Origin of the sequence: Sphaerimonospora sp. CA-214678, from assembly GCF_050942215.1 — a bacterium.
Taxonomy (GTDB): domain Bacteria; phylum Actinomycetota; class Actinomycetes; order Streptosporangiales; family Streptosporangiaceae; genus Sphaerimonospora.
In genome coordinates, this window is the sequence record NZ_CP192056.1 from 4,228,283 (window position 1) to 4,253,804 (window position 25,522).

A 25,522-nucleotide genomic window follows, 5' to 3' on the forward strand; every position below is an offset into this window, starting at 1 on the left:
CGAGCCGTTAGCGTCTCCCTGTGTCGATCGAATGGGTGAACCGGGCCATCGACGGCCTTCGTACGTGGGGGCGCGACAGGGGCGTGGAGGTCGACGTCGACGAGGTCCGCCTGCTGTGCGACTATGCCAGCGACTATCTTGAGGTGCGGGAACTCGGCGACTTCCGGCCGGGGACCTTCGAGGAGCTCCTGCTGGAGATCTATCCGCGGAAGGTCATCGCTCCGCCGGAGAGCGCGCCGGAGACCATCGCGGCCGCCCGCACACTGGTCGAGTTCCTGCTCGACACGGGGGAGATCGCCGGCAAGGTCGCCGCCAGGATGCGGGAGACGATCGACGAGATCGAACCCGAGATGCCCCGGGCGCTCGCCGACACGACCAAGTTCGGCATGGCCAAGAGCATCTTCAGCGCCATCGGCCCCGACTCCCTCGAACTGGTCGAGCCCGGCGGCCCGGCCGAGTGCGACTGCCCCGGCTGCGCACCCCTGCCCGCCGTACGGCTCCCGCCCGCCGACGAGATCGCCGCGGCCGTACGGAACACGCCGCTGCTGCACGACGCCCACCTCATCGTGACCTGGCTGGTGGAGGGCGGACGCACGACGACGAAGCGCAAGGCGCTGCGGGTCAGGGACGCGCGCGCGGTGGCCGCGGAGGCCGGCGTGGCACGGCCGGCGCTGGCCTGGCGGCTCGCGCTCGATCTCGGGCTGGCCGGGGTGGAGGGAACGACCGTCGTGGCGGCCGAGGGGTTCCGGCCGCTGGCCGCCCGGCCGGACGAGGAGGTGTTCGACCTGTGGGCCGCGGCCGTGGAGTTCCTCATCGAGGCGCCGGTGGCCGTCACCGGGGAGCCCGCGGTGGACGAGGAACTCTACTCGGTGCACGACCTGCTCTACCGGCTGCAGGCGCCGGTCCCGGCCGACGCGGTCGCCGAATATCTGCGCGAGGTCGCGATCGGCCGGCCTCCCGCATCCGCCGATGACGGACCGGCCGGGGACGGGCCCGCCGGGGACGGACTGACCGGGGAGCGGCTGGGTGGGGCGCTGACCGCCCTCTCGTACGCGGGAACGGTCCAGATCACCGAGGACGGCCTGGCCCTGACCCCGCAGGGGCTGTGGGGACTGCGGGAGATCTATTCGGACATGGGGCTCGACGCGCCGATCGCGCCGGACCTCGCGGAAGGCGACGCGAGCGGGCTGATCGCGGGCCTCATCAGCGACGGGCTGCCCGCGGAGGCGGCCGAGCGCGACATCGCGTCGTGGCTCTCCCGCCGCACCCCCGGGCAGGCCGCGGCCGAACTGCTCGCCGCCGTGGCCGGCGCGCCGGCCGAGGTGCGCGGGATCGCCGTCACGCTCGTCGACCGGCTGGGCGTGGAGGCGGCCCCGGTCATCCGGTCCTGCCTCGACGACCCGGAGCTGCGGCCGCACGCCGTCCACTGGCTGTCCGCCCGGGGCCTGGAGGCCCCCACCCTCACCCACGACGAGGTGCTGTGGGTCACGGTCGACATGCTGGCGCTCGCGCTGCCGGCCGCCGAGGCCGACCCGGACGGCTTCGCGGAGAACATCGCCGCTTCCGGGCCGCCGACCCATCTGATCGAGGACATGTGGCGGGTCGATCACCCCGATGTCGTCGAGGTTCTGGAACTGCTCGGCAACTCCCTCCCGGACCGGATGATGGCCAAGGCCGCCAGGAAGGCCGCGTTCAAGGCGCGCTCGCGCGCGATCCGGTGACACCGGTGCATGGGGTGAAGCCGGTGCGTCGAGTGAGCGCAGTGGAGTAAGTTGCTGCAATGGCCGACAGCGACGTGCTCACATTCCCGCCCGTCGAGCTCGCCCCGGACGAGGAGCTGGCGCGAGTGGTGCGGGACGCGCCCATCGTGCGCGACGCCGTACGGCTGGCCGGCTGGACCGGCGTGCGCGAGGTCACCGGGCAGGGGCTGCTGACCGACGGCGACGCCCGCGCGGCCGTGACCGAGCTCGGGCTGGACCCCGCGCGGCTCCGCCTGCTGTGGGTGGTCGCGGTCAACGGCCGGCTGCTCGACGTCACCCCGGGCAAGACCGCCCGGCCCGGCCCCGGGATGACCGATCCCATGGAGTTCTGGGACGGCGTGGTCATGGACGTGCTCGACCGCACGGAGGAGGGCCTGACCGGATCGCGGGTCGTCGACGAGCATCTCACCGAGATCCTCGCGACCATCTACTCCGTCCGGGAGGGCATGCCGATGGCGAACCTGGCGGGCGGCATCCTCCAGGCGCACGAGGTCGGCTGCGGCGCCCAGCAGTCCGAGCTCAGGCGGCTGCGTATGACGCTGCCCGGCGAGCTGGCCGAGGCCATGGCGCTGCTGGAGTACTGCGGGTTGATCGAGCTGACCGCCGATCTCGTGCGGCTCACCGAACCCGGCGTCTGGGCCGTACGCCGGGACCTGCTGCGTGAGGGACACGACGCGCCCTCCCTCGGCGAGATCGCCGCCTTCGCCGGGCACACCGCGGGAGAGCTGATCGAGGCCATGCTGACCGGCCGGGCCTCGGCCAGCGCGGCGACGCTGTGGCTGGAGCGCCGGGCCCCCGAGGACGCCGCCCGCGAACTGATCAAGATAGCCTCGTCCGGCAACGCGGCCCAGCGGGGCACGGCCGGGACGATCCTGGAGGAGCTGGGCCCGGAGGCCGAGCAGGCGGTACGCGAGGCCCTCGGCGAGCCGATGATGTGGCGGTACGCCGCGGCCTGGCTGGGCGTCCGCGATCTGGACGCCCCCGCGCTGGGTGAGGGCGACGGCGCCTGGGTGGCCGTCGACACCCTCGCCGCCCTGCTCTACCTGGGCGCGCCCATCGACTCGGTGGCCCACTTCGACATCCTCGGGGAGGACCTGCTCACGCTGGTCCCCGAAATGGGTCGGGCGGATCACCCCGACGCCCTCGCCGTACTGGAGATGCTGGGCAGGCACCACCCCGATCCGCTGATCGCCAAGACGGCGAGGAAGACGGCGATGAAGGTCCGCTCACGCCCCTAGGAATGTCCTTCCCGGCCCTGTGACGCATCCGTCCCGGCCGCGTTCGCGACGGACGGCATTTGCCGAACACCCCCTAGACTGAAGCGATATTCGACGTCGTGATGTGAACGGAGCCGATCGTTGGCCATTCAGCCGATCCGCCTTTTCGGTGACCCGGTGCTGCGCACGCCGGCGGAACCGGTGGTCGACTTCGACAAGGAGCTGCGCAGGCTCGTCAAGGACCTGACCGACACGATGATGGACGCCCCGGGCGCAGGCCTGGCCGCGCCGCAGATCGGCGTCGGGCTCCGGGTTTTCACCTACTACGTGGACGAGCAGCTCGGACACCTGATCAACCCCGACCTCGACCTGTCGGACGAGATGGACGAGGAGGGCGAGGAGGGCTGCCTGTCCTTCCCCGGCCTGTCCTTCCCGACCCCTCGCGCGATCAGGGCGGTCGCCAAGGGCTTCGACATGCACGGCGAGCCGGTCGTCCTGGAGGGCACCGAGGTGATGGCCCGCTGCTTCCAGCACGAGACCGACCATCTCGACGGCGTGCTGTTCATCGACCGGATGGATCCCAAGCAGCGCAAGCTCGCGATGAAGGCCATCCGGGAGGCCGAGTGGAGCGGCCTTTCCGCACCCGTCGTCAAGGTCTCGCCGCACGCCACCCACGGGAGGGCCCTGTAGTGCGCCTGGTCTTCGCCGGCACCCCGGACACCACGCTCCCGTCGCTGCGGGCGCTGCTCGACTCGCCCCGCCACGAGGTCGTCGCCGTCGTCACCCGCCCGGACGCCAGATCCGGCCGGGGACGTCACGTCCATCCCAGCCCGGTGGCCCAGCTGGCCGAGGAGTCGGGCATCGAGGTGCTCAAGCCGGCGAAGGCCGCCGACCCGGAATTCCTCGACCGGTTGAGAGCGATAAATCCGGACTGCTGCCCGGTGGTCGCCTATGGTGCTTTGCTCCCGCAGGCCGCTCTGGATATTCCGCCATTCGGCTGGATAAATCTGCATTTCTCATTGCTGCCCGCATGGCGGGGTGCCGCGCCGGTCCAGCATGCCGTACTGCACGGTGACGAGATCACCGGTGCGACGACGTTCCGGATCGTCAAAGAGCTGGACGCCGGGCCGGTCTTCGGCTGCGTGACCGAGCCGGTCCGGCCGGACGACACCAGCGGCGCGCTGCTGGCCAGGCTCGCCGAGTCGGGGGCCGGGCTGCTCGCGGCGACGCTCGACGGCGTCGAGGACGGCACGCTGGAGGCACGCCCGCAGCAGGCCGACGGGGTCAGCGTCGCGCGAAAGATCGAGGTCGAGGACGCGCGCGTCGCCTGGGCGGCCCCGGCGATGCGGGTGGACCGGCTGGTGCGCGCATGCACGCCGGCGCCGGGCGCGTGGACCGAGTTCCGCGGCCGGCGAATCAAAATCGGCCCCGTACGGCTCGCGCCGGAGGCGTCGGCCTCGCCCGCCCCCGGCGAGATCATCGCGGCGAAGAACACCGTCATCGTCGGCACCGGCACCCACCCGGTCGAGCTCGGCGAGGTGCAGCCGCAGGGCAAACGGGCGATGACGGCCGCCGAATGGGCGCGCGGCGTCCGCGTCGGCGGCGCACACGGCGACTCGGAGCGCTTCGAATGACGCGACAGCACCACGGAAGGCGCCCGGCCGGTAGACAGGGCTCCGGCAGGCAGGGCTCCGGCAGGCAGGGCGCGGGAGGACCGCGGTCCGGCCGGCCCGACGCGGCCAGAAACGTGGCCTACGACCTGATGAGGGCCGTCGACGAGCGCGACGCGTACGCGAACCTGCTGCTGCCCGCGCTGCTGCGCAGACGCGGCATCGTGGGCCGGGACGCCGCGCTCGCCACCGAGTTGGCCTACGGCACGCTGCGCGGCCTCGGCACCTACGACGAGATCATCGCCGCGTGCAGCGACCGGCCCCCGGAACAGGTCGACCCGCCGCTGCTGGACGCCGTACGGCTCGGCGTGCATCAGCTTCTGCGTACCCGCATCCCGCCGCACGCGGCGGTCAGCGCCACGATCGACCTGGTCAGGCACCGGGTCGGGCCCGGTCCTTCGCGCTACGCCAACGCCGTGCTGCGCAAGGTCGCGGGCCGCACGCTGGAGGAGTGGCTCGCCATCGTGGCTCCGCCGCGCGAGGAGGACCCGGCCGGCCACCTGGCCGTGGCCCACAGCCATCCCCGCTGGATCGTCAACGCGCTGCGCGACGCGGTCGGCGGCGACGTGGACGAGACCGCCGCGCTGCTGGCGGCCGACAACGAGCGGCCCCGGGTGGCGCTGGTGGCCCGTCCGGGCCGCTGCTCGGTCGAGGAGCTGATCGCAGCGGGTGCCGAGCCCGCGGCCTACTCGCCGTACGGCGCCTATCTTCCCGAGGGGGACCCGGGCTCCATCCCGGCGGTGGGCGAGGCGCGCGCCGCGGTCCAGGACGAGGCGAGCCAGCTCGTCGCGCTCGCGCTCACCAGGGTGCCCGTCGACCGTGATCGCGACTGGCTGGACATGTGCGCCGGACCCGGTGGCAAGGCGGGGCTGCTCGACGCCGTGGCCGGGCAGCGCGGGGCCAGGCTGCTCGCCGCGGACGTCCAGTATCACCGCGCCAGGCTCGTCTGGGGGACTACCCGGAGCGCCGCCGTCGTCACCGCCGACGGGACCCGGCCGCCCTGGCGGCCCGGCACGTTCGACCGGGTGATGCTCGACGCCCCCTGCACCGGCCTGGGCGCGCTGCGCAGGCGGCCCGAGGCCCGCTGGCGGCGTGATCCTCGGAGCATCCCGGAGCTGACCCGGCTGCAGCGCCTGCTGCTCGACTCCGCCCTGCGTGCCGTACGGCCCGGCGGGGTGGTGGCCTATGTGACCTGCTCCCCGCACCTGGCGGAGACCACCGCCGTGGTGGACGAGGTGCCGCCCGAGCGGGCGGAGGTGCTCGACGCGCGGGAGTTCCTGCCCGAGGCGCCGGGACTCGGCGACGACCCCCATGTGCGGCTCTGGCCGCATCGGCACGGCACCGACGCCATGTTCCTGGCCCTGTTCCGGGCGAAATAGACTGCAGACACTATGGCCGTACAGATTTCGCCCAGCATCCTGTCCGCCGACTTCGCCCGCCTCGCCGACGAGGCGGCGAGGGTCGAGGGCATCGCCGACTGGCTGCACGTGGACGTCATGGACTACCGCTTCGTGCCCAACCTCACGCTCGGCCTGCCGGTCGTGGAGTCGCTGCTCAAGGCGACCACGACACCACTCGACTGCCACCTCATGATCGAGGAGCCGGACCGGTGGGCGCCGGACTACGCGGAGGCGGGCGCGGCCAGCGTCACCATCCACGCTGAGGCGGCCAGGGCGGCGGTGCGCACGCTGCGGGCGATCCGCGCGGCCGGGGCCAGATCGGGCCTGGCGCTGAACCCGGCCACCCCGGTGGAGCTCTACGAGGACCTGCTGCCCGAGATCGACATGCTGCTGGTCATGACCGTGGAGCCGGGGTTCGGCGGGCAGAGGTTCCTGGACATCATGTTGCCGAAGGTCTCCAGAGCTCGTGCGCTGATCGACAAGTACGGCGGCGAGGTGTGGCTCCAGGTCGACGGCGGCGTGTCGGAGACGACGATCGAGCGCTGCGCGGAGGCCGGTGCCGACGTCTTCGTGGCGGGCAACGCCGTCTACGGGGCCGACGACCCCGCCCAGGCCGTACGGAACCTCCGCTCCCTCGCCGAGAAACCCCATTCCACCCACGCCTGACCCCACCCCCCACCCCCCACCCTCCCCCCCCGGTGATCTTGCAGTTGCTGGCAGACATGGGTCCCTACCTGCACTTTCACCATTCGTGATCTTGCAGTTTCTCGCAGAGACGGTTCATGAGCTGGCCGGATGCACTCCGTGATCTTGCAGTGACGACCCCACTGCAAGATCACGGAAGAGGAAATGCCAGGTGAAGGGCCATCGCTGCGAGTTTCTGCAAGATCACGCTTCATATTCGGGCAGGTGGGAGGGGTTTCCTGCGAGCAACTACAAGATCACGGGGGAGGGGGGAATCACGGGGGGAGGGGAGGGGGAGGGGAGTGATCAAATGAGGTCCAGCGGATCGACCGCCACTCGCACCGTGTCGGGGGCCTTGCGTGCTGATCGCGCCCCGCTCGCCGCCTTGAGCGCGCGGGCGAGCGCCGAGCCCCGGTCACGCGGCACCCGGACCATGGCACGCTCCACCTCCCCCTCCACGGGGACCGGACCGAGGACCTGTGCCTGCGGAGGCAGGGCCGCCTCGGCCAGCGTCTCCCTGACCGCGGCGGCCGGTCCGGTCAGCGTGGCCATCCGCACAGCCGGAGGGAAGCCCAGCTCGGCGCGGTCGGCGAGCTCGCGCTCGGCGAAGGTGATCGGGTCCCAGCGCAGCAGGGCCTGTACGGCGGGGACGGCCGAGTCGGCCAGCACCACGAGTTCGGCCCCCGGCCGGGCGAGCGCCGCAGCGTTCATCCAGCGCCGCAGCGCCTCTTCGGCCGCGCGCAGGTCCGGGCGGCCGAGCAGCGCCCAGCCGTCGAGCAGCACGGCCGCCGCGTAGCCGCCCTCGGGCACCGGCTCGGCGCCGGGGGTGGCCACGATCAGTGCGGGCGCCGGCCCGGCCTCGGCGAGCACGCCGTCCCGCCCTGACGTCTTGACCGGGAAGGACGGGAACGCCCGGCCGAGTTCCTCCGCCGTTCGGCGGGCCCCCACGATCAGCGCGCGGATCCGGTCGTCGCCGCAGGACGGGCACCGGCGGCCGCCCGCGATCCGGCCGCACCAGCGGCAGTACGGCACGGCGTGCCCACCGCGCAGGGCCAGCGGGCCGCGGCAGGCGGGGCAGCGGGCCGGGCCGCGGCAGGTCCGGCAGGCGAGCGCGGGCAGATATCCCCTCCTGGGCACCTGGACGAGCACCGGGCCGCTCTCCAGCCCGCGCCGCAGCGCCTGCCAGGCGACGGTCGGCAGGCGAGCGGCCCTGGCCGCCTCGTCGCGGGCGAGTTCGGCGTCGTCGCCGGCCGGGCGTACCCTCGGCGCCCTGGCCCTGATCTCCTCGCGCCGGGGGGCGAGCGACCGCGCCCAGCCCGTCGCGACGAGCATGGTCGCCTCCGTGCTCCGGGCGTGGCCGCCGATCAGCAGGCCCGCCTGCGCGCGGTGGGCGCGCAGCGCCAGCACCTCGCGGGCGTGCGGGTACGGCGCGTGCGGGTCGGCGTGCAGATCGTCTCCGTCGTCCCAGATGACGGCCAGGCCCAGGGAGGCCACCGGCGCGAAGGCGGCGGGACGGTTGCCCACCACGACCCCGATCTCGCCGCGCAGCGCCTTGAGCCAGCGGCGGTAGCGCTCGGCCGGGCCGAGGTCGGCGGTGATCGCGACGTGCGGCGTGCTCCCCAGCGCCCGGGCCATCACGGCCACGTCCTTGCCGTCGGGCAGCACGATCACCACGCCGCGGCCGCTCGCCAGCGTCGCCCGCACCGCTGCCGCGATCGCCTCCGGCCAGGACACACCGGGCAGTGCCGTCCAGACGGCGCGCGGCGAGCGTCCCTCCGCCAGGGCGGTCAGGAACGACGGACCCGCCTGATAGGCGGCCCACCCGCTCTGATCCTCCCCGGCCGGGGGCGCGGGCTCCCACGTCACGGGGGCCGGGGCCCTCGCCTCGGCCTCGACCCGGGCATGGCGCGGCGGGATCGCCAGCCGCAGGACATCCGACATCGTGCCGGCGTAGCGGTCGGCCACCGCACGCGCGAGCCCGGCGATCTCGGCGGTCAGGACCGGCTCCGGGGAGATCACCCGGTCCAGGAAGGCGAGCCGCCCCCGGTGCTCACTCCCGGCGACCCGCTCCAGCAGGAACCCGTCGGTGAGCCGCCCGGCGAAGCGGACCCGCACCCGGCAGCCCGGCACCGCGGCGGCCTCGGCCGCCACCGGCACCAGGTAGTCGAACAGCCGGTCCAGATGCGGCAGCGGGGTGTCGACGACGACCCGGGCGACCGGAAGATCGCCGGCGGCCTGACGGGCCCCCTTGCGACCGCTCGCCGCCGGCGCGGGCACGAGCGCCTCCTGCGACGGCACACTCACGTCCTACGTCCTATCAGACGCGGACGACGTCCCGGGGCCGGAGCCTCACCCACGAACGTTTCTCGCAGGCTCGAAACCTTCCCGGGGCCCGGAGGCGTACGGCGTAGGGGTCAGAGCCCGGCCGCCGCGCGCAGCGCGTCGGCCCGGTCGGTCGACTCCCAGGAGAAGCCCTCCCGGCCGAAGTGGCCGTAGGCGGCCGTCTCCGAGTAGATCGGGCGCAGCAGGTCGAGGTCCCGGATGATCGCGGCCGGACGCAGGTCGAAGACCTCGAGGACGGCCTTCTGGATCGTGGACACCGGGGCCTTCTCGGTACCGAAGCACTCCAGGAAGAGGCCGACCGGCTGGGCCTTGCCGATGGCGTAGGCGACCTGGACCTCGCAGCGGTCGGCCAGCCCGGCCGCCACCACGTTCTTGGCCACCCAGCGCATCGCGTACGCGGCGCTGCGGTCCACCTTGGAGGGGTCCTTGCCGGAGAAGGCGCCGCCGCCGTGCCTGGCCATGCCGCCGTAGGTGTCGATGATGATCTTCCGGCCGGTGAGGCCGGCGTCGCCCATCGGGCCGCCGATCTCGAAGCGGCCGGTCGGGTTCACCAGCAGCCGGTAGCCCTCGGTCTCGATCTCCAGTTCGGCCAGCACCGGCTCCACGACGTGCTCGCGGATGTCGGGGGTCAGCATCTCCCGCAGGTCGATCTCCGGGGCGTGCTGGGTGGAGACCACCACGGTGTCGAGGCGGACCGGGCTGTCCCCGTCGTACTCGATGGTCACCTGGGTCTTGCCGTCCGGCCGCAGGTACGGCACCTGGCCGCTCTTGCGCACGTCGGCGAGCCGCCGGGCCATCCGGTGGGCGAGCATGATCGGCAGCGGCATCAACTCGGGCGTCTCCCGGCACGCGTACCCGAACATCAGGCCCTGGTCGCCCGCGCCCTGCCGGTCGAAGTCGTCGGCGCCCTCGCCCGCGCGGTGCTCGTAGGCGGTGTCGACGCCCTGGGCGATGTCGGGCGACTGCGCCCCGATGGACACGGAAACGCCGCAGGAGGCGCCGTCGAAGCCTTTGTGGGAGGCGTCGTAACCGATCTCCAGAATCTTGTCGCGGATCAACGCCGGGATGTCGACGTAGGTCTCCGTCGTCACCTCGCCGGCGACGTGGACCTGCCCGGTGGTGATCAACGTCTCGACGGCGACCCGGCTCTTGGGGTCGTCTTTGAGCATTGCGTCGAGGATCGCGTCACTGATCTGGTCGGCGATCTTGTCCGGGTGGCCCTCGGTGACCGACTCGGAGGTGAACAGGCGACGGGACAACTCGTGGCTCCTCATGCAGCGGCTGCTGACGGTAAAGTTGGGCGATGCTCACGCGAGTCTAGCGTTCATAGGTCGGGTAGGGGGTCGCGGGGAAGGTCGCCGGGGGAGAACGCCTCGGCGTCGGCGGCGGCCACCACGGCCGCGTACTCCACCTCCACCTCGAACGTCATCCCGTCGATTTCGATCCGCGGGACGGCTCGGAACTCGATCGGCCCCAGCCGGGTGCGGCGGGGGTAGGTCGCCCACACCCCGGACGGCGCTTCACCTGCGGCCACCGACAGCAGCGTCACCGACCGGTCCGTCACGACGATCAGGAAGGCGGCCGTGGTCTGGGGGGACAGCGCGAGGGCCGGGAACACGTAGCGGATGTCCTCGCCCGGGCCGAGCATCGCGCGGCAGCGCTCTCTGATCGCGGCGGGCACGGGCATGACGGTCGCTCCCTCGCAGCGCGCACTTGCCGTGGCGGACTGTCAGGAAAGGCGCTCCGCCACCAAATCCCAGACTACGTCGGCGAGATCCTCTTTGGGACCCCGCGAGATCTCCACCGTCCCGCCGTCGGAGCTGAGGACGACGGCCGCGTTGTCCGGCGTCCCGAAGGCGAGGCCCTCCCCCACCTGGTTGACGACGAGCAGGTCGCAGCCCTTGCGCGCCAGCTTGGCCCGGCCGTTGGCCAGGACGTCGTCGGTCTCGGCGGCGAACCCGACGATCACCCGCGGGTGCGGCTCCCGCCCGCCCCGCTCGCGTGCGTCCCGCCGCAGCTCGCCCAGCTCGGCCAGCACGTCGGGGTTCTTGACCAGGCGGATCGGGTCCGGCTCCGCCGACGATTTCTTGATCTTGGTGTCGCTGTGCCGGTCCGGCCTGAAGTCGGCGACGGCGGCCGCCATCACGACCGCGTCGGCACCTGCGGTCCCGTGAGCGCCGGTGCTGGCGGCGTCGAGCACGGCCTCGCGCAGTTCACGGGCGGACTCGACCCGCAGCACCTTGACCCCCGCGGGATCGGGCAGCGCGACGTTGGCCGACACCAGCGTGACCTCGGCGCCGCGGGCGACCGCGGTGCGGGCCAGGGCGTACCCCTGCAGGCCGGACGACCGGTTGCCGATGAACCTGACCGGGTCGATCGCCTCGCGGGTGCCGCCCGCCGAGACCACCACGTGCCGGCCCGCGAGGTCGAGGGCCCGGCCGGCGAGCGCGCCGCGGGCGAGCACCCTGCGGCACACCTCGAAGATCTCCGCGGGCTCGGGCAGCCGCCCGGGCCCGGTGTCGGCCCCGGTGAGCCTGCCGACGGCCGGCTCGATCACGACGGCGCCCCGCTCGCGCAGCGTCGCGACGTTCGCGCGGGTGGCGGGATGCTCCCACATCTCGGTGTGCATCGCCGGCGCGAACACGACCGGGCAGCGGGCGGTCAGCAGGGTGTTGGTGAGCAGGTCGCCGGCCAGGCCGTGCGCGGCCTTGGCCAGCACGTCCGCTGTGGCGGGGGCGACGACCACGAGGTCCGCGCGCTGCCCGATGCGGACGTGCGGCACCTCGTGCACGGACTCCCACACCTCGGTGGTCACCGGATTGCCGGAGAGCGCCGCCCATGTCGGCTCCCCGACGAAGCGCAGCGCGTCGCGGGTCGGCACGACCCGCACGTCATGACCGGACTCGGTGAACAGGCGCAGCAGCTCACACGACTTGTAGAGGGCGATGCCGGCGCTGACGCCCAGCACCACCGAAGCGGCAGGCACGGCGGCCCGACTCAGGACTCGATGGGCTCGGCGCTGAGCAGACCCTCGCTGACCTCGCGCAGCGCGATGGACAGCGGCTTCTCCTGGGCGTGGGTCTCCACGAGCGGCCCGACGTACTCCAGCAGGCCCTCGCCGAGCTGCGAGTAGTAGGCGTTGATCTGGCGCGCCCGCTTCGCACCCATGATCACCAGGCTGTACTTGCTGTCGACGATGTCGAGCAGCGTGTCGATCGGCGGGTTGGTGATGCCCTCGGCGTAGCCGACTGTGCTTGCCACGTTGCGTGTTCCTCTAGCTAGAAGGAGAGCTTCGCATCAAGGCTATCAGCCGATGGCACACGTCCTTGACGTCCGTGTTGACGATGGTGAGGTCGAACTCCTTCTCGGCCGCCATCTCAATCCGCCCCATCTCGAGCCGCCGGGCGATCACGTCGGACGGCTCTGTGCCCCGGCCGCGCAGCCGCCGCTCCAGCTCCTCCCAGCTCGGCGGGGCCAGGAAGACCAGCAGCGCGTCGGGCATGGCGGCACGCACCTGCCGCGCGCCCTGGAGATCGATCTCCAGCAGCGTCGGCACCCCGGCGGCCAGCCGCTCCCGCACGGGGGTGCGGGGCGTGCCGTACCGGTTGCCGGCGAACTCGGCCCACTCCAGCAGCTCCCCGGAGGCGATCAGCCGGTCGAACTCGGCTTCGTCGGCGAAGAAGTACTCCACGCCGTGCGTCTCCCCCGGGCGGGGCTTCCGGGTGGTCACCGAGACCGACAGCCACACCTCGGGGTGTGACCGCCGGAGCTCGGCGACGACCGTGGATTTCCCGACACCCGACGGACCGGAGAGGACCGTCAGGCGTCGGTCGTGCGGCAAGGAGTCACCGCCGTGTTTGGACATGTCGGTCACTCCGTTACCCCCTTGCAACAAGCCGTACGACGCCGAGATCAGCTCTCGGCACCGCCGAACTCTCGTTCCAGGGAGGCCCGCTGGTTCGCGCCGAGACCCCGCACACGGCGGGATTCGGCGATCCCCAGCTTCTCCATGAGCTGCTTGGCGCGGACTTTGCCCACGCCAGGGAGCGACTCCAGCAGAGCCGAGACCTTCATCTTGCCGATGACGTCATCGGTCTGCCCGTCCTTCAGAACCTCGGCCAGGGACACCGCGCCGTGCTTGAGTCGGTTCTTGACCTCGGCACGCTCTTTGCGTGCCTTGGCAGCCTTCTCAAGTGCTGCGGCGCGCTGCTCGGGGGTCAGGGGAGGAAGAGCCACGCCGGGTCACCTCGAATTTCTGTCGATGTACTCGGACGGGAGGGGAAACTAGCTGGTCCAAGGCCGGTACGGCAACGTGAAGGGCTGTTTCTCCGGCCACAAAATTGATACTACTACTGTTCGTAATTGAAAAGTCACCGTTTGTCCGTCATCCGGCGCAGCGCGGCGGCGATCGAGGCGGCGGCGGCTCCGGGGTCCGGAGCACCCGTGATCGGCCGCCCGATCACCAGAAGATCGGCCCCGCTGATGATCGCGTCTTCCGGAGTCGCTACTCTTGCTTGATCCTGGTTGTCGGCGCCGGCGGGCCGCACACCCGGGGTGATGAGCGTGATCCCGGGGCCGACCTCTGCCCGCACGGCGGCGACCTCGCGCGGCGAGCAGACGAGGGCCTGGGCGCCGGCGCCGACGGCTACGGCGGCCATCCGGCGCACCGCGTCCTCGGGTGGTCCCTGGATGCCGATCTCGCGCAGATCGGCGTCCGAGAGCGACGTGAGCAGCGTCACGGCCGCGATCTGGGCGTCCGGCGCCGCTGCGACGGCCGCCTGGATCATCGCGGGACCGCCGGCCGCGTGGACGGTCAGGATCGCGGGCTTGAGCCGGGCGACCGCGCGGGCGGCCGCCGCCACGGTGTTGGGGATGTCATGGAGTTTGAGATCCAGGAAGACGCGGACGCCGCTGGCGCCGCGCACCGACGCGATCACGTCGGGGCCGTACCGGAGGTAGAGCTCCAGCCCCACCTTCACCGTGGAGACGTGCGGCGTCACCAGGCCGGCCCAGCGGGCCGCGGTTTCCAGGTCGGGCGCGTCGAGGGCGACGGCGACGGGAGCTGGCGTGGTCACAGGGAACTCTCCTCCAGATCTGTCCTGCCGCGGGGTCCGGTCCCCGCGGGGCGATGGGCCAGGCCGACGGCGTCGGCCAGCCGGTCGAAGCCGCGCTCGGTGAGAAGCTCCTCGAGCTCCCTCAGGACGCGCGGGCAGGCGTACGGGTCGTGGAACGTCGCGGTGCCCACGGCGACGGCGCAGGCGCCCGCCAGGATGAGCTCCAGGGCGTCCCTGCCGGTCGTCACGCCGCCCATGCCGACGATCGGCACCCCGGGCAGGGCCGCGTGCACCTGCCACACGCAGCGCACCGCCAGGGGCCGTACGGCGGGGCCGGACAGGCCGCCCGCCCCGGCGGCGAGCGTCGGGCGCATCGTATCCACGTCGATGCTCATGCCGGCCGGCGTGTTGATCATGGCGAGGGCGTCGGCGCCGCCGTCCACGCACGACCGGGCGACCGCCACGATGTCGGCGACGTCGGGCGACAGCTTGGCGATCACCGGAACGTCGTACCTGATCGCGGCACGCACCGACGCCACCACCTCGGCTGCGGCCGAGCCGTCGCGGGCGAACATCCTGCCGCGGTCCTCGACGTTCGGGCACGACAGGTTGACCTCGACGGCGGTGATCCCCGGCGCGTCGGCGAGCCGCCGCGACAGCGCCGTGAACTCGGCCACCGTGCCGCCGCCGAGGGACACGACGGTGCGCGCGCCCCGCTCGGCCAGCCAGGGCAGCTCGCGCTCCAGGAACGCCTCGACGCCCGGCCCCTGCAGGCCCACGGCGTTGAGCAGCCCCGAGGGGGTCTCCGCCATCCGGGGCGTGGGCCGCCCGGCCCTGGGCGCCATCGTGATCGACCGCGTCACGAACGCGCCCAGCCTGGCGACGTCGAAGAACTGGGCGAGCTCCCGGCCCGTCCCCCCGCAGCCGGAGGCCGTCAGAACGGGGTTGGGCAGCTCCACATGGGCCAGGTAACTCCGCAGGTCGGCACCTATGTCGGTTCACCCCGCCCGGACTCACGCATTGCGCCCCCCGGGTGCGCCGAGGGCGTCGAACGGGATCGTCCCGACGTCGTCGAAGCGGACCCGCTCGCCGCGGAACACCGGGCCCTCCACGCAGGAACGCAGCATCCGGGTCACGCCGTCCTCGCCGATCACGGGGACGACGCAGGTCATACAGACGCCGATGCCGCAGGCCATGTGCTCCTCCACGGCGACCTGGACGGGGATGCCGAACTCGACGGCCACCGCGGTCACCCCGCGCAGCATCGCCATCGGGCCGCACGCGTAGACGGCGTCGGCCCGGACGTCCGCGATCACGCCGGGCAGCACGTCGGTCACCCTGCCGCGCATGCCCAGCGAGCCGTCCTCGGTGGTCAACGTCGTCGTCTCCCCCATCCGACGGGCCCGCAGCGCGCCGAAGACACGCTCGGCCGTGGTGGCGCCGAGCACGAAGTCGATCCGGCAGCCGCGCAGTTGCAGGGCGTCGCCCAGGGCGAACAGCGAGGCCGAGCCGTACTCCCCGCCCACCAGCACGCACGTGCACGGGTCGCGGGGCAGCGGGAAGGGCCGGCCGAGCGGGCCGACGATGTCGAGCGTGTCGCGCGCCTTGACCTCGGACAGCCAGGCGGTTCCCGCGCCGCGCACGGCGAAGACCAGCTCCACCGTGCCACCGTAGTCCGGCTTGACGTCGTGGACCGTCAGCGCCCGGCGGGTGAGCATCGCGGTGTCGCGCCCGCCGGCCGCGACGGTGACGAAGTGGCCGGGCCGGAAGCGGTCGGCGACGCCCGGTGCGACGACCGTGAGCGCATGGTAGGCGTCCACCCGGCGCGTCGTCAGCACCGTGCCCGTCACCTGTACCGGACTACCGGCCACTCGCCTACTCCCTCAGCCTCCTGGCGTGCTCCTGGAGCGACCGTACGCCCACATCGCCCCGGACGATGTGCTGAACGCCCTGGACGGCGGCCGCCAGGCCCTGCACGGTCGTGACGCACGCGATGCCGCGCAGCACGGCCGCGGTCCGGATCTCATACCCGTCGAGCCGCGGCCCGGACTGGCCTGGGCCGTCGAACGGGGTGTTCACGATGAGGTCCACCTCGCCGTCGAGGATCCGCCGCACGATGGTGGGCTCGCCGTCGGATCCGGTTCCGTCGCTGTGCTTTCGCACGATCCTGGCATGGACGCCGTTCCTGCGCAGCACCTCGGCCGTGCCCTCCGTGGCCAGGATCTCGAACCCGAGGTCGGCCAGCGCCTTCACCGGGAAGATCATGGCCCGCTTGTCCTTGTTCGCGACCGAGACGAAGGCCCGTCCCTTGGTCGGCAGCGCGCCGTAGGCGGCCGCCTGCGACTTCGCGAACGCCGTGCCGAAGAACTCGTCGATGCCCATCACCTCGCCCGTCGAGCGCATCTCCGGGCCGAGCACGGTGTCCACGCCGCGGAACCGGTTGAACGGAAGCACCGCCTCCTTGACCGCGATCGGCGCGTCCAGCGGCAGCGTGCCGCCGTCGCCCTCGGCCGGCAGCATGCCCTCCGCGCGCAGCTCGGCGATCGTCGTGCCCAGCATCACCCGGGCCGCCGCCTTGGCCAGCGGCGTCGCCGTCGCCTTCGACACGAACGGCACGGTACGGCTCGCCCTGGGGTTGGCCTCCAGGACGTACAGCACGTTGGCGGCGAGGGCGTACTGGACGTTCAGCAGGCCGCGCACGCCGACCCCTCTGGCGATGGCCTCGGTGGCGGCGCGTATCCGCTTGATGTCGAAGCCGCCCAGCGTGATCGGGGGCAGGGCGCAGGCCGAGTCGCCGGAGTGGATGCCGGCCTCCTCGATGTGCTCCATCACCCCGCCGAGGTAGAGCTCCTCCCCGTCGAACAGCGCGTCCACGTCGATCTCGATGGCGTCGTCGAGGAAACGGTCGATCAGCACCGGGTGCTCGACGCCGGTCCTGGCGGTGGCCTTGGCCATGTACGCGCCGAGCGTGTGGTCGTCGTACACGATGGCCATGCCGGCCCCGCCCAGGACGTAGGAGGGGCGGACGAGCACCGGGTAGCCGATCTGCGCTGCGACCTCACGCGCCTCGTCCACGGTGCGGGCGGTGCCGTGCCTGGGCGCGCGCAGCCCCGCCTCGGCCAGCACCCGGCCGAACGCGCCGCGGTCCTCGGCCAGGTGGATCGACTCCGGCGACGTGCCGACCACGGGCACGCCCGCGTCCTTGAGCGCCTGGGCCAGCCCGAGCGGCGTCTGCCCGCCGAGCTGCACGATCACCCCGGCGACCGGGCCGGTGGCCTGCTCGGCGTGCACGACCTCGAGGACGTCCTCCAGCGTGAGCGGCTCGAAGTAGAGCCGGTCGGAGGTGTCGTAGTCGGTCGAGACGGTCTCCGGGTTGCAGTTGACCATCACGGTCTCGTAGCCGGCGGCGGCCAGTTCGAACGACGCGTGCACGCACGCGTAGTCGAACTCGATGCCCTGCCCGATCCGGTTCGGCCCGCTGCCCAGGATGATCACCTTCGGGCGGTCGCCCCGCGGGACCTCGGTCTCCTCGTCGTAGGTCGAGTACAGGTAGGGCGTGCGCGCGGCGAACTCGGCGGCGCAGGTGTCGACCGTGTGGTAGACCGGCCGCAGGCCCAGGGCGTGCCGTCGTTCGCGCACCGCCGCCTCGGCCACCCCGAGGATCTCGGCGATCTGGGCGTCGCCGAAGCCGTACCGCTTGGCCCGGGCCAGTGCGGGCCCGTCGAGGCCGTCGAGCGAGCCGGCCTCCCGGATCGAGCGGGCGACCTCGTCCACGGCGAAGAGCTGGTCGACGAACCAGGGGTCCATCCCGGTGGCCTCGCACAGCAGCTCCGGCGTGGCGCCCGCCCTGATCGCCTGCTGCATCGTGCGCAGCCGCCCGTCGTGCGGGCTGCCACAGGCATTCAGCAGCTCCGAGAGATCACCCGTGTCCCCCATCCAGGTGAAGGACGTTTCCTTCTTCTCCAGCGATCTGAGGGCCTTCTGCAGGGCTTCTGGGAAGGACCTGCCGATCGCCATCGCCTCGCCGACCGACTTCATGTGCGTGGTGAGGGTCTTGTCGGCCTCGGCGAACTTCTCGAAGGCGAACCTGGGCACCTTGACGACCACGTAGTCGAGCGTCGGCTCGAACGAGGCCGGCGTCTCCTTGGTGATGTCGTTGGGGATCTCGTCCAGGGTGTACCCGACGGCGAGCTTGGCCGCGATCTTGGCGATCGGGAAGCCGGTGGCCTTCGACGCCAGCGCGGAGGAGCGCGACACGCGCGGGTTCATCTCGATGACGATCATCCGGCCGGTGGCCGGGTCGACGGCGAACTGGATGTTGCAGCCGCCGGTGTCGACCCCGACCTCGCGGATGACCGCGATGGCGACGTCGCGCATGTTCTGGTACTCGCGGTCGGTCAGCGTCATCGCCGGGGCCACGGTCACGCTGTCGCCGGTGTGCACGCCCATCGGATCGACGTTCTCGATCGAACAGACGATCACCACGTTGTCCGCGCGGTCGCGCATGACCTCCAGCTCGTACTCCTTCCAGCCGAGGATCGACTCCTCCAGGAGCACCTCGGTGGTCGGGGATGCGTCCAGACCCGCGCCGGCGATGCGGCGCAGCTCCTCCTCGTCGTAGGCGAGGCCGGAGCCGGCGCCGCCCATCGTGAAGCTCGGCCGGACCACCAGCGGGTAGCCCAGCTCGGCGGCGGCCGCCAGGCACTCCTCCAGCGTGTGGCAGATACGCGAGCTCGCCGACTCGGCGTTCAGGCCGCGCTCGGCGGCCACCTTCGCGACGATCTCCTTGAACCGCTCGCGGTTCTCCCCCGCCTGGATGGCGTCGAAGTTGGCGCCGATCAGCTCGACCCCGTACCTGGCCAGCACCCCGGCCTCGTGCAGCGCGACCGCGGTGTTGAGCGCGGTCTGGCCGCCGAGCGTGGGCAGCAGGGCGTCCGGCCGCTCCTTGGCGATGATCTTCTCGACGATGTCCGGTGTGATCGGCTCGACGTAGGTGGCGTCGGCGAACTCGGGGTCCGTCATGATCGTGGCCGGGTTGCTGTTGACCAGGATCACGCGGAAGCCCTCGCTGCGCAGCACGCGGCAGGCCTGGGTGCCCGAGTAGTCGAACTCACACGCCTGTCCGATCACGATGGGCCCGGAGCCGATCACCATGACCGACCTGATGTCCGTGCGCTTAGGCACCCTTCTCCTCCATGTCAGTGGTCGCGCCCGGCTGGTCGTCCGTCACGCTCGTCCGTCCCCTCGGCCGCTCCATCAGCTCGCAGAACTCGTCGAACAGGTACGCGGCGTCGTGCGGCCCGGCCGCCGCCTCCGGGTGGTACTGCACGCTGAAGGCGGGCCGCTCCAGCAGGCGCAGCCCCTCAACGCAGCCGTCGTTGAGGTTGACGTGACTGACCTCGGCGGGGCCGTACGGCGTGTCGAACGGCCCGTCCTGCGGGGCCTGTACGGCGAAGCCGTGGTTGTGCGCCGAGATCTCCACCTTGCCGGTGCGCACGTCCTTGACCGGCTGGTTCACCCCGCGGTGGCCGTAGCGCAGCTTGTAGGTGCCCAGGCCGAGCGCGCGTCCGAAGATCTGGTTGCCGAAGCAGATGCCGAAGAACGGCACCCCCGCGTCCAGCACCCCGCGCAGCGCCTCGACGGGCCCGTCGGCGGTCGCCGGGTCGCCGGGGCCGTTGGAGAAGAACACGCCGTCCGGGTCGAGCGCCAGGATGTCGGCCGCGGTGGCCGAGGCGGGCAGGATGTGCACGTCGCAGCCGCGTTCCGCCAGCCGCTGCGGCGTCATGGCCTTGATGCCGAGGTCGATCGCCGCCACGGTGTGGCGCCGCTCCCCCGTCGCCGGCACGACGTACGGCTCACGCGTGGAGACCTCGCCGGCCAGGTCGGCTCCGGCCATGCCGGGTGAGCGCCGCACCCGCTCCAGGAGCTCCTCGACCGGGGCCAGCGCCGTACCGGAGAAGACTCCGGCGCGCATCGCGCCGCGCTCGCGCAGGTGGCGGGTGAGCGCGCGGGTGCCGGGCATGGCGATGCCGACCACGCCCTGCCCGCGCAGGTAGTCCTCCAGCGATCCGTGCGACCGCCAGTTCGACGCGATGCGTGCGGGCTCGCGCACCACATAGCCGGCGACCCAGATCTTGCGCGACTCCGGGTCCTCCAGGTTCACGCCGGTGTTGCCGACGTGCGGCGCGGTCATCGCGACGATCTGCCGATGGTAGGAGGGGTCGGTGAGCGTCTCCTGATATCCGGTCATGCCGGTGTTGAAGACCATCTCGCCGAACGTCTCCCCCTCGGCGCCGTAGGGGGTTCCCTCGAAGACGCGGCCGTCCTCGAGCACGAGCAGTGCTGTCGTCATACGAGCTTCCCTTCAAGCACGGTGGGGCGACCGCGGAGGAACGTGGCCACGACACGGCCGGGCAGCGTCATGCCCTCGTACGGCGTGTTGCGGCTCCTCGACACCATCGACGTGGGATCCACCCGGGCCCGCACCGACGGGTCGTAGAGGGTGATGTTGGCCGGGGATCCGGCCTCGATCGGGCGGCCGTGCCCGGTGAGCCTGCCGATCCGCGCCGGCCGGGCGGACATGCGGTCGGCCACGCCCGCCCAGTCGAGCAGGCCGGTCTCGACCATGGCCTCCTGGACGGCGGACAGGGCGGTCTCCAGCCCGATCATGCCCATGGCCGCGGCGGCCCACTCGGTCTCCTTGTCCTCGACCGGGTGGGGGGCGTGGTCGGTCGCGACGCAGTCGATCGTGCCGTCGGCCAGGGCCTCGCGCAGCACCCGGACGTCCTCGGCCGTGCGCAGCGGCGGGTTCACCTTGTAAATCGGGTTGTACGGCCCCAGCGGCGACGTCTCGGCGCAGGAGTCGGTGAGCAGCAGGTGATGCGGCGTGACCTCGGCCGTGACGTCCCAGCCCTTCGACTTGGCCCAGCGGAGGATCTCCACTGAGCCGGCCGTCGAGACGTGGCACACGTGCAGGCGGGAGCCGACGTGCGCGGCCAGCAGGCAGTCGCGGGCGATGATCGCCTCCTCGGCGACGGCCGGCCAGCCGGTCAGGCCGAGCCTGGCGGAGACCTCGCCCTCGTTGAGCTGGGCGCCCTGGGTCAGGCGCGGCTCCTGGGCGTGCTGGGCCACGACGCCGTCGAATGCCTTGACGTACTCCAGCGCCCGCCGCATCAGCACCGCATCGGACACGCACCTGCCGTCGTCGGAGAAGACGCGGACCCTGGCGGCCGACTCCGCCATCGCGCCGAGCTCGGCGAGCTGGCTGCCCTCCAGGCCCGAGGTGACCGCGCCGACCGGCTGGACGTCGCAGTGTCCGTAGGTCCGCCCCAGATGCCAGACCTGCTCGACGACGCCCGCCGTGTCGGCGACCGGGGAGGTGTTGGCCATGGCGTGAACGGCGGTGAAACCGCCGCGTGCCGCCGCCCGGGTGCCGGTCTCGACGGTCTCCGCGTCCTCCCTGCCGGGCTCGCGCAGGTGGGTGTGCAGGTCCACCAGGCCGGGCAGGGCGATGAGGCCGTCGGCGTCGACGATCTGGTCGGCCCGGTGGTCCGCCGGGCCGCGGGGCCGCTCGCCGACCTCCGCGATCACGCCGTCGCGGATCAGGATGTCGCGCGGGTCGGCGCCCAGGATCCTGGCGCCCTTGATGAGGATGGTGCTCACTCGGTCCCTCCGATCGCGGACTCGGAACCGCCCAGCAGCAGGTAGAGGACGGCCATGCGGACGGTCACGCCGTTGCCGACCTGCTCGACGATGGTCGAGCGTGCGGAGTCGGCGACCTCGGCCGAGATCTCCATGCCGCGGTTCATCGGCCCGGGATGCATGACGATCGCGTCGTCGTGCAGCCGGGCGAAGCGGTCGCGATCGAGCCCGTAGCGGCGGCTGTACTCCCGGGCGGAGGGGAAGTAGGCCGCGTTCATCCGTTCGAGCTGCACGCGCAGCATCATCACCACGTCCGTCTTCGGCAGGACGGCGTCGAGGTCGTAGGAGACCTGGCAGGGCCAGGTGCCGACCGCCACCGGCAGCAGGGTCGGTGGCGCGACCAGGGTGACCTCGGCGCCCAGCGTGTGCAGCAGCGCGACGTTGGAGCGGGCCACCCTGCTGTGCAGCACGTCGCCCACGATGGCCACCTTGAGGCCGTCGAGCCTGCCCATCCTGCGCCGCATGCTGAACGCGTCCAGCAGCGCCTGGGTCGGGTGCTCGTGGGTGCCGTCGCCGGCGTTCACCACGCTGCCGTGCACCCAGCCGGCGAGCCGGTTCGGCGCGCCGGAGGCGCCGTGCCGGATGATCACGGCGTCGGCGCCCATGGCCTCCAGCGTGAGCGCGGTGTCCTTGAGCGACTCCCCTTTGGAGAGGCTCGATCCACGCGCCGAGAAGTTGATGACGTCGGCCGACAGGCGCTTGGCCGCGGCCTCGAACGAGATGCGGGTGCGGGTGGAGTCCTCGAAGAACAGGTTGACCACGGTGCGGCCGCGCAGTGTCGGCAGCTTCTTGATGGAGCGTTCCGAGACCCTCGCCAGCTCCTCGGCGGTGTCGAGGATGAGCAGCGCGTCGTCGCGGGTGAGGTCGGACGCGGAGATCAGATGGCGGTTCATCGCGGCTCCTCCTTGATGAGCAGCACGGCGTCGCGCCCGTCCGTCTCCTCCAGATAGACCTTGACCTTCTCGCTCTTGGCCGTGGGCAGGTTCTTGCCCACGTAGTCGGCGCGGATCGGCAGCTCGCGGTGGCCCCGGTCGACGAGCGTCGCGAGCTGGACGGCCGTGGGCCGGCCCACGTCGTTCAGCGCGTCGAGCGCCGCGCGTACCGTCCTGCCGGAGTAGAGGACGTCGTCGACGAGGACGACCGTCCTGCCGTCGACCCCCTCCGGGGGCAGCTCGGTGCGGCCGAGCGGGCGGGCGGGCCGCAGGCGCAGGTCGTCGCGGTACATCGTGATGTCGATGGCGCCGACGGGAACCTCCACGCCCTCGAACTGCGCGATGCGCTCGGCGAGCCGGTACGCCAGCGTCGCTCCGCGCGTGGGGATCCCGAGCAGTACGACGCTCCGGGCGCCCTTGGTTCGTTCGAGGATCTCGTGCGCGATCCGGGTCAACGCCCGGTGGATATCAGGCCCATCAAGCACGGCACGCGCTTGGTTCCGGGCGACTTCAGGCACGGCGAAATCACCACCTTTCCCGCCTCACGGGACGGGTCTTAAAGGATGTCGGCCGTCAGCGTATCAGCAGGCCTCGTGCCGCCCGCGAGGAGGACCGTCCCGCCGGGGCCCGATGGCATGGCCGGGACCGCGTCGTCGCGGTTCCCGGGTCCGGGCACGGAGACGACAGGGCGACCGCACGGGGCACTCTTTACGTTCTTTTTTCCAATCTGCTTGACCTTTCGGAGTGACAGCTTTACCGTCACTGTCCGTAACCACAACTCGCGACCTTCCTGGGTAAAACCCGACGCAGCGGTCACCGAAGGTGCCTGGCCGGGGCGCCAGCCCCGGTGTTCGGAACGCTTAGGACAAGGACGCACAATCAAGTGAGAACAGACATAGAAAGCCGGGGGCTGACGATGCCGTCTGACTACGCCAAGTCGCTGGGCGCACGCCTGCGCGCGATCCGTACGCAGCAGGGGCTGTCCCTGCATGGTGTCGAGGAGAAGTCCCGTGGCAGGTGGAAGGCCGTCGTCGTGGGCTCCTACGAGCGGGGCGACCGCGCCGTGACCGTACAGAAGCTGGCCGAACTCGCCGATTTCTACGGGGTGCCGGTGTCGGAGCTCCTGCCCGGCGGGGCCGCGCCGAGCCCGCTGGCGCCCGCGCCGAAGCTTGTGATCGATTTGGAGCGGCTGGCTCAGCTGCCCAAGGACAAGGCCGGTCCGCTCGCGCGCTACGCGGCCACCATCCAGAGCCAGCGCGGCGACTACAACGGCAAGGTGCTGTCCATCCGCCAGGAGGACCTGCGCTCGCTCGCGGTGATATACGACAGGTCGCCGGTCGAGCTGACCGAGGAGTTCATCAACTGGGGAGTGCTCGACGCGGAGGCACGCCGCGCCGTCGAGTCCTTCTGACTCGATTCCTGACCTATTTTGGGGGACATGCAGAAAACGACGTCGTTCTATGTCGGTTCTGAGGTCGGCAGGCTGCGGCGGGTCCTGGTCCACATGCCCGAGCCGGCGCTGAAGCGGCTCACCCCCACCAACAAGGACCAGTTGCTGTTCGACGACGTGCTCTGGGTCCACCGCGCGCTGGAGGAGCACCGGGAATGGTGCGAGGTGCTGGCCGCGCGCGGTGTCCGGGTTCATCGCGTCGGCGAGATGCTCGAGCAGACGATCGCGATCCCGGAGGCGAGGAAGCACATCCTCGACGGCAGCGTCGACGAGCACTGGCTCGGCCCGGTGGCCGCCGACGCGGTACGCGGCACCCTGGACGCCCTGGACGGCCGGGCGCTGGCGCCTTTCCTCACCGGGGGGATCACCAAGCGCGAGATCATGGAGCTGGGCTGCGAACCGAAGTCCATCGCCTTCCACACCCTCGGCATGGACGACTTCGTCCTCCCGCCGCTGCCCAACCACCTGTACGCCCGGGACGCCTCATGCTGGATTTACGACGGGGTGTCCATCAACGCCATGCGCAAGAAGGCCCGCAGGCGGGAGACCCTCAACTACGAGGCGATCTACCGGTGGCATCCGCTGTTCGCACGCGGCTACGACAGGCCGGACGACGGCGGGTACCACGTCTGGTCTCCCGGCACCCGGATGGGCCCGGCCACCATCGAGGGCGGCGACGTCCTGGTGATCGGCCGCGGCGCGGTGCTCGTCGGGATGAGTGAGCGGACCCGGCCGCAGGCGGTGGAGACGCTCGCGATGAACCTCTTCAGATCCGGCTCGGCGGCCAAGATCGTGGCGCTCGACCTGCCGAAGGCCCGTGCCTTCATGCATCTGGACACCGTGATGACCCAGCTCGACGTCGGAAAATTCGTGAAGTACGCCGGGCTCGGCATGCTGCCGTCCTACACCGTCGAGCCGGGCGACAACGACAAGGAGCTCAAGGTCACCGACCACTCCCCCGAGGACATGCACCGGGCCATCGCACGGGCGATCGGCCTGGACGACATCGAGATCCTGACCCCGGCCCAGGACGCGCACGCGGCGGAGCGCGAGCAGTGGGACGACGGTTGCAACGTGCTGGCGCTGGAGCCCGGCGTGGTGATCGCCTACGAGCGGAACACCACCACCAACAACTACCTGCGCAGGCACGGGATCGAGGTCATCCCCATCCGCGGCAACGAACTCGGGCGCGGCCGGGGCGGCCCCCGCTGCATGAGCTGCCCGCTGGTGCGGGACGCCATCTGACAGCCGTCCGGTCCTCTACCCGGCCCCTCCCTCCGTCCCACGAGTGCCGACTCGTTCACGGGTCGT

23 protein-coding genes are annotated in these 25,522 nt (G+C 71.9%); 8 read left to right on the forward strand and 15 right to left on the reverse strand.

Annotation, left to right across the window (positions count from 1 at the left end):
- The first annotated feature begins 20 nt into the window (after positions 1-20).
- The 6 genes from ACQP1K_RS18980 (at position 21) to rpe (ending at position 6,713) form a co-directional block, all read left to right on the forward strand.
- Complete coding sequence (locus tag ACQP1K_RS18980; RefSeq protein WP_433497046.1) at positions 21-1,721, forward strand: hypothetical protein; 1,701 nt, start codon at positions 21-23, stop codon at positions 1,719-1,721.
- A 59-nt stretch (positions 1,722-1,780) separates the two neighbouring features.
- Complete coding sequence (locus ACQP1K_RS18985; RefSeq protein ID WP_433497047.1) at positions 1,781-2,998, forward strand: hypothetical protein; 1,218 nt, start codon at positions 1,781-1,783, stop codon at positions 2,996-2,998.
- Between the two features lie 120 nt (positions 2,999-3,118).
- Positions 3,119-3,667, forward strand: a complete 549-nt coding sequence (gene def / locus ACQP1K_RS18990; RefSeq protein ID WP_433497048.1) for a peptide deformylase — start codon at positions 3,119-3,121, stop codon at positions 3,665-3,667.
- A complete protein-coding gene (gene fmt / locus ACQP1K_RS18995) occupies positions 3,667-4,611 on the forward strand; it encodes a methionyl-tRNA formyltransferase (RefSeq protein WP_433497049.1) in 945 nt (314 codons plus the stop codon). Before def ends, fmt begins: the two co-directional genes overlap by 1 nt.
- A complete protein-coding gene (locus ACQP1K_RS19000; protein ID WP_433497050.1) occupies positions 4,608-6,026 on the forward strand; it encodes an RsmB/NOP family class I SAM-dependent RNA methyltransferase in 1,419 nt (472 codons plus the stop codon). The genes fmt and ACQP1K_RS19000 overlap by 4 nt, the downstream gene beginning before the upstream one ends.
- A 12-nt stretch (positions 6,027-6,038) precedes the next feature.
- Complete coding sequence (gene rpe, locus ACQP1K_RS19005) at positions 6,039-6,713, forward strand: ribulose-phosphate 3-epimerase (protein ID WP_433497051.1); 675 nt, start codon at positions 6,039-6,041, stop codon at positions 6,711-6,713.
- A 324-nt stretch (positions 6,714-7,037) separates the two neighbouring features.
- Here the strand turns inward: rpe and ACQP1K_RS19010 are convergent, their stop codons facing one another.
- The 15 genes from ACQP1K_RS19010 to pyrR all read right to left on the reverse strand — a co-directional run bounded on the left by ACQP1K_RS19010 (position 7,038) and on the right by pyrR (position 23,279).
- On the reverse strand, positions 7,038-9,035 hold the full coding sequence (locus ACQP1K_RS19010; protein ID WP_433497052.1) for a primosomal protein N': 1,998 nt from the start codon (positions 9,033-9,035) through the stop codon (positions 7,038-7,040).
- A gap of 110 nt (positions 9,036-9,145) precedes the next feature.
- On the reverse strand, positions 9,146-10,333 hold the full coding sequence (gene metK / locus ACQP1K_RS19015; protein ID WP_433501585.1) for a methionine adenosyltransferase: 1,188 nt from the start codon (positions 10,331-10,333) through the stop codon (positions 9,146-9,148).
- Positions 10,334-10,398: 65 nt separating this feature from the next.
- The gene (locus ACQP1K_RS19020; protein WP_433497053.1) at positions 10,399-10,761 is read right to left on the reverse strand and encodes a hypothetical protein; all 363 of its coding nucleotides are present in this window, start codon (positions 10,759-10,761) and stop codon (positions 10,399-10,401) included.
- A gap of 42 nt (positions 10,762-10,803) precedes the next feature.
- Entirely contained in the window at positions 10,804-12,060 is a 1,257-nt protein-coding gene (gene coaBC, locus ACQP1K_RS19025) for a bifunctional phosphopantothenoylcysteine decarboxylase/phosphopantothenate--cysteine ligase CoaBC (protein ID WP_433497054.1), read from the reverse strand.
- 11 nt (positions 12,061-12,071) lie between these two features.
- Positions 12,072-12,335, reverse strand: coding sequence for a DNA-directed RNA polymerase subunit omega (rpoZ, locus tag ACQP1K_RS19030; protein ID WP_055483614.1), 264 nt, complete (start codon positions 12,333-12,335; stop codon positions 12,072-12,074).
- 13 nt (positions 12,336-12,348) lie between these two features.
- Positions 12,349-12,939 carry a guanylate kinase gene (gmk, locus tag ACQP1K_RS19035; protein WP_433497055.1) on the reverse strand — a complete coding sequence of 197 codons (591 nt, stop codon included), beginning with the start codon at positions 12,937-12,939 and terminating at the stop codon, positions 12,349-12,351.
- Between the two features lie 47 nt (positions 12,940-12,986).
- Positions 12,987-13,310, reverse strand: coding sequence for an integration host factor, actinobacterial type (gene mihF, locus ACQP1K_RS19040; RefSeq protein ID WP_055483603.1), 324 nt, complete (start codon positions 13,308-13,310; stop codon positions 12,987-12,989).
- A gap of 134 nt (positions 13,311-13,444) precedes the next feature.
- Positions 13,445-14,149 (reverse strand): orotidine-5'-phosphate decarboxylase, encoded by a 705-nt coding sequence (gene pyrF / locus ACQP1K_RS19045; protein ID WP_433497056.1) that lies wholly within the window; start codon positions 14,147-14,149, stop codon positions 13,445-13,447.
- Positions 14,146-15,120 carry a dihydroorotate dehydrogenase gene (locus ACQP1K_RS19050; protein ID WP_433501586.1) on the reverse strand — a complete coding sequence of 325 codons (975 nt, stop codon included), beginning with the start codon at positions 15,118-15,120 and terminating at the stop codon, positions 14,146-14,148. The genes pyrF and ACQP1K_RS19050 overlap by 4 nt, the downstream gene beginning before the upstream one ends.
- 21 nt (positions 15,121-15,141) lie before the next feature.
- The gene (locus tag ACQP1K_RS19055; RefSeq protein WP_433497057.1) at positions 15,142-15,999 is read right to left on the reverse strand and encodes a dihydroorotate dehydrogenase electron transfer subunit; all 858 of its coding nucleotides are present in this window, start codon (positions 15,997-15,999) and stop codon (positions 15,142-15,144) included.
- Between the two features lie 4 nt (positions 16,000-16,003).
- Positions 16,004-19,312 (reverse strand): carbamoyl-phosphate synthase large subunit, encoded by a 3,309-nt coding sequence (gene carB / locus ACQP1K_RS19060; RefSeq protein WP_433497058.1) that lies wholly within the window; start codon positions 19,310-19,312, stop codon positions 16,004-16,006.
- Positions 19,305-20,480 (reverse strand): glutamine-hydrolyzing carbamoyl-phosphate synthase small subunit, encoded by a 1,176-nt coding sequence (gene carA / locus ACQP1K_RS19065; protein ID WP_433497059.1) that lies wholly within the window; start codon positions 20,478-20,480, stop codon positions 19,305-19,307. The genes carB and carA overlap by 8 nt, the downstream gene beginning before the upstream one ends.
- Positions 20,477-21,790 (reverse strand): dihydroorotase, encoded by a 1,314-nt coding sequence (locus tag ACQP1K_RS19070; protein WP_433497060.1) that lies wholly within the window; start codon positions 21,788-21,790, stop codon positions 20,477-20,479. The genes carA and ACQP1K_RS19070 overlap by 4 nt, the downstream gene beginning before the upstream one ends.
- Positions 21,787-22,722 (reverse strand): aspartate carbamoyltransferase catalytic subunit, encoded by a 936-nt coding sequence (locus ACQP1K_RS19075; RefSeq protein WP_433497061.1) that lies wholly within the window; start codon positions 22,720-22,722, stop codon positions 21,787-21,789. Before ACQP1K_RS19075 ends, ACQP1K_RS19070 begins: the two co-directional genes overlap by 4 nt.
- A complete protein-coding gene (gene pyrR / locus ACQP1K_RS19080) occupies positions 22,719-23,279 on the reverse strand; it encodes a bifunctional pyr operon transcriptional regulator/uracil phosphoribosyltransferase PyrR (RefSeq protein WP_433497062.1) in 561 nt (186 codons plus the stop codon). The genes ACQP1K_RS19075 and pyrR overlap by 4 nt, the downstream gene beginning before the upstream one ends.
- A 398-nt stretch (positions 23,280-23,677) precedes the next feature.
- Between pyrR and bldD the strand changes: the two genes are divergently transcribed.
- Both bldD and ACQP1K_RS19090 read left to right on the forward strand, forming a co-directional pair.
- Positions 23,678-24,172, forward strand: a complete 495-nt coding sequence (bldD, locus tag ACQP1K_RS19085; RefSeq protein WP_055483594.1) for a transcriptional regulator BldD — start codon at positions 23,678-23,680, stop codon at positions 24,170-24,172.
- A gap of 27 nt (positions 24,173-24,199) precedes the next feature.
- Positions 24,200-25,456, forward strand: a complete 1,257-nt coding sequence (locus tag ACQP1K_RS19090; RefSeq protein WP_433497063.1) for an arginine deiminase — start codon at positions 24,200-24,202, stop codon at positions 25,454-25,456.
- Positions 25,457-25,522 lie beyond the last annotated feature (66 nt).

What these genes read in the sequence shown, in the direction of transcription:
- ACQP1K_RS18985 (WP_433497047.1), top strand. Translation starts at nt 1,781, where the DNA reads ATGGCCGACAGCGACGTGCTCACATTCCCGCCCGTCGAGCTCGCCCCG.
- ACQP1K_RS19000 (WP_433497050.1), top strand. Translation starts at nt 4,608, where the DNA reads ATGACGCGACAGCACCACGGAAGGCGCCCGGCCGGTAGACAGGGCTCC.
- rpe (WP_433497051.1), top strand. Translation starts at nt 6,039, where the DNA reads ATGGCCGTACAGATTTCGCCCAGCATCCTGTCCGCCGACTTCGCCCGC.
- ACQP1K_RS19020 (WP_433497053.1), bottom strand. Translation starts at nt 10,761, where the DNA reads ATGCCCGTGCCCGCCGCGATCAGAGAGCGCTGCCGCGCGATGCTCGGC.
- gmk (WP_433497055.1), bottom strand. Translation starts at nt 12,939, where the DNA reads ATGTCCAAACACGGCGGTGACTCCTTGCCGCACGACCGACGCCTGACG.
- carA (WP_433497059.1), bottom strand. Translation starts at nt 20,480, where the DNA reads ATGACGACAGCACTGCTCGTGCTCGAGGACGGCCGCGTCTTCGAGGGA.
- ACQP1K_RS19075 (WP_433497061.1), bottom strand. Translation starts at nt 22,722, where the DNA reads ATGAACCGCCATCTGATCTCCGCGTCCGACCTCACCCGCGACGACGCG.
- bldD (WP_055483594.1), top strand. Translation starts at nt 23,678, where the DNA reads ATGCCGTCTGACTACGCCAAGTCGCTGGGCGCACGCCTGCGCGCGATC.
- ACQP1K_RS19090 (WP_433497063.1), top strand. Translation starts at nt 24,200, where the DNA reads ATGCAGAAAACGACGTCGTTCTATGTCGGTTCTGAGGTCGGCAGGCTG.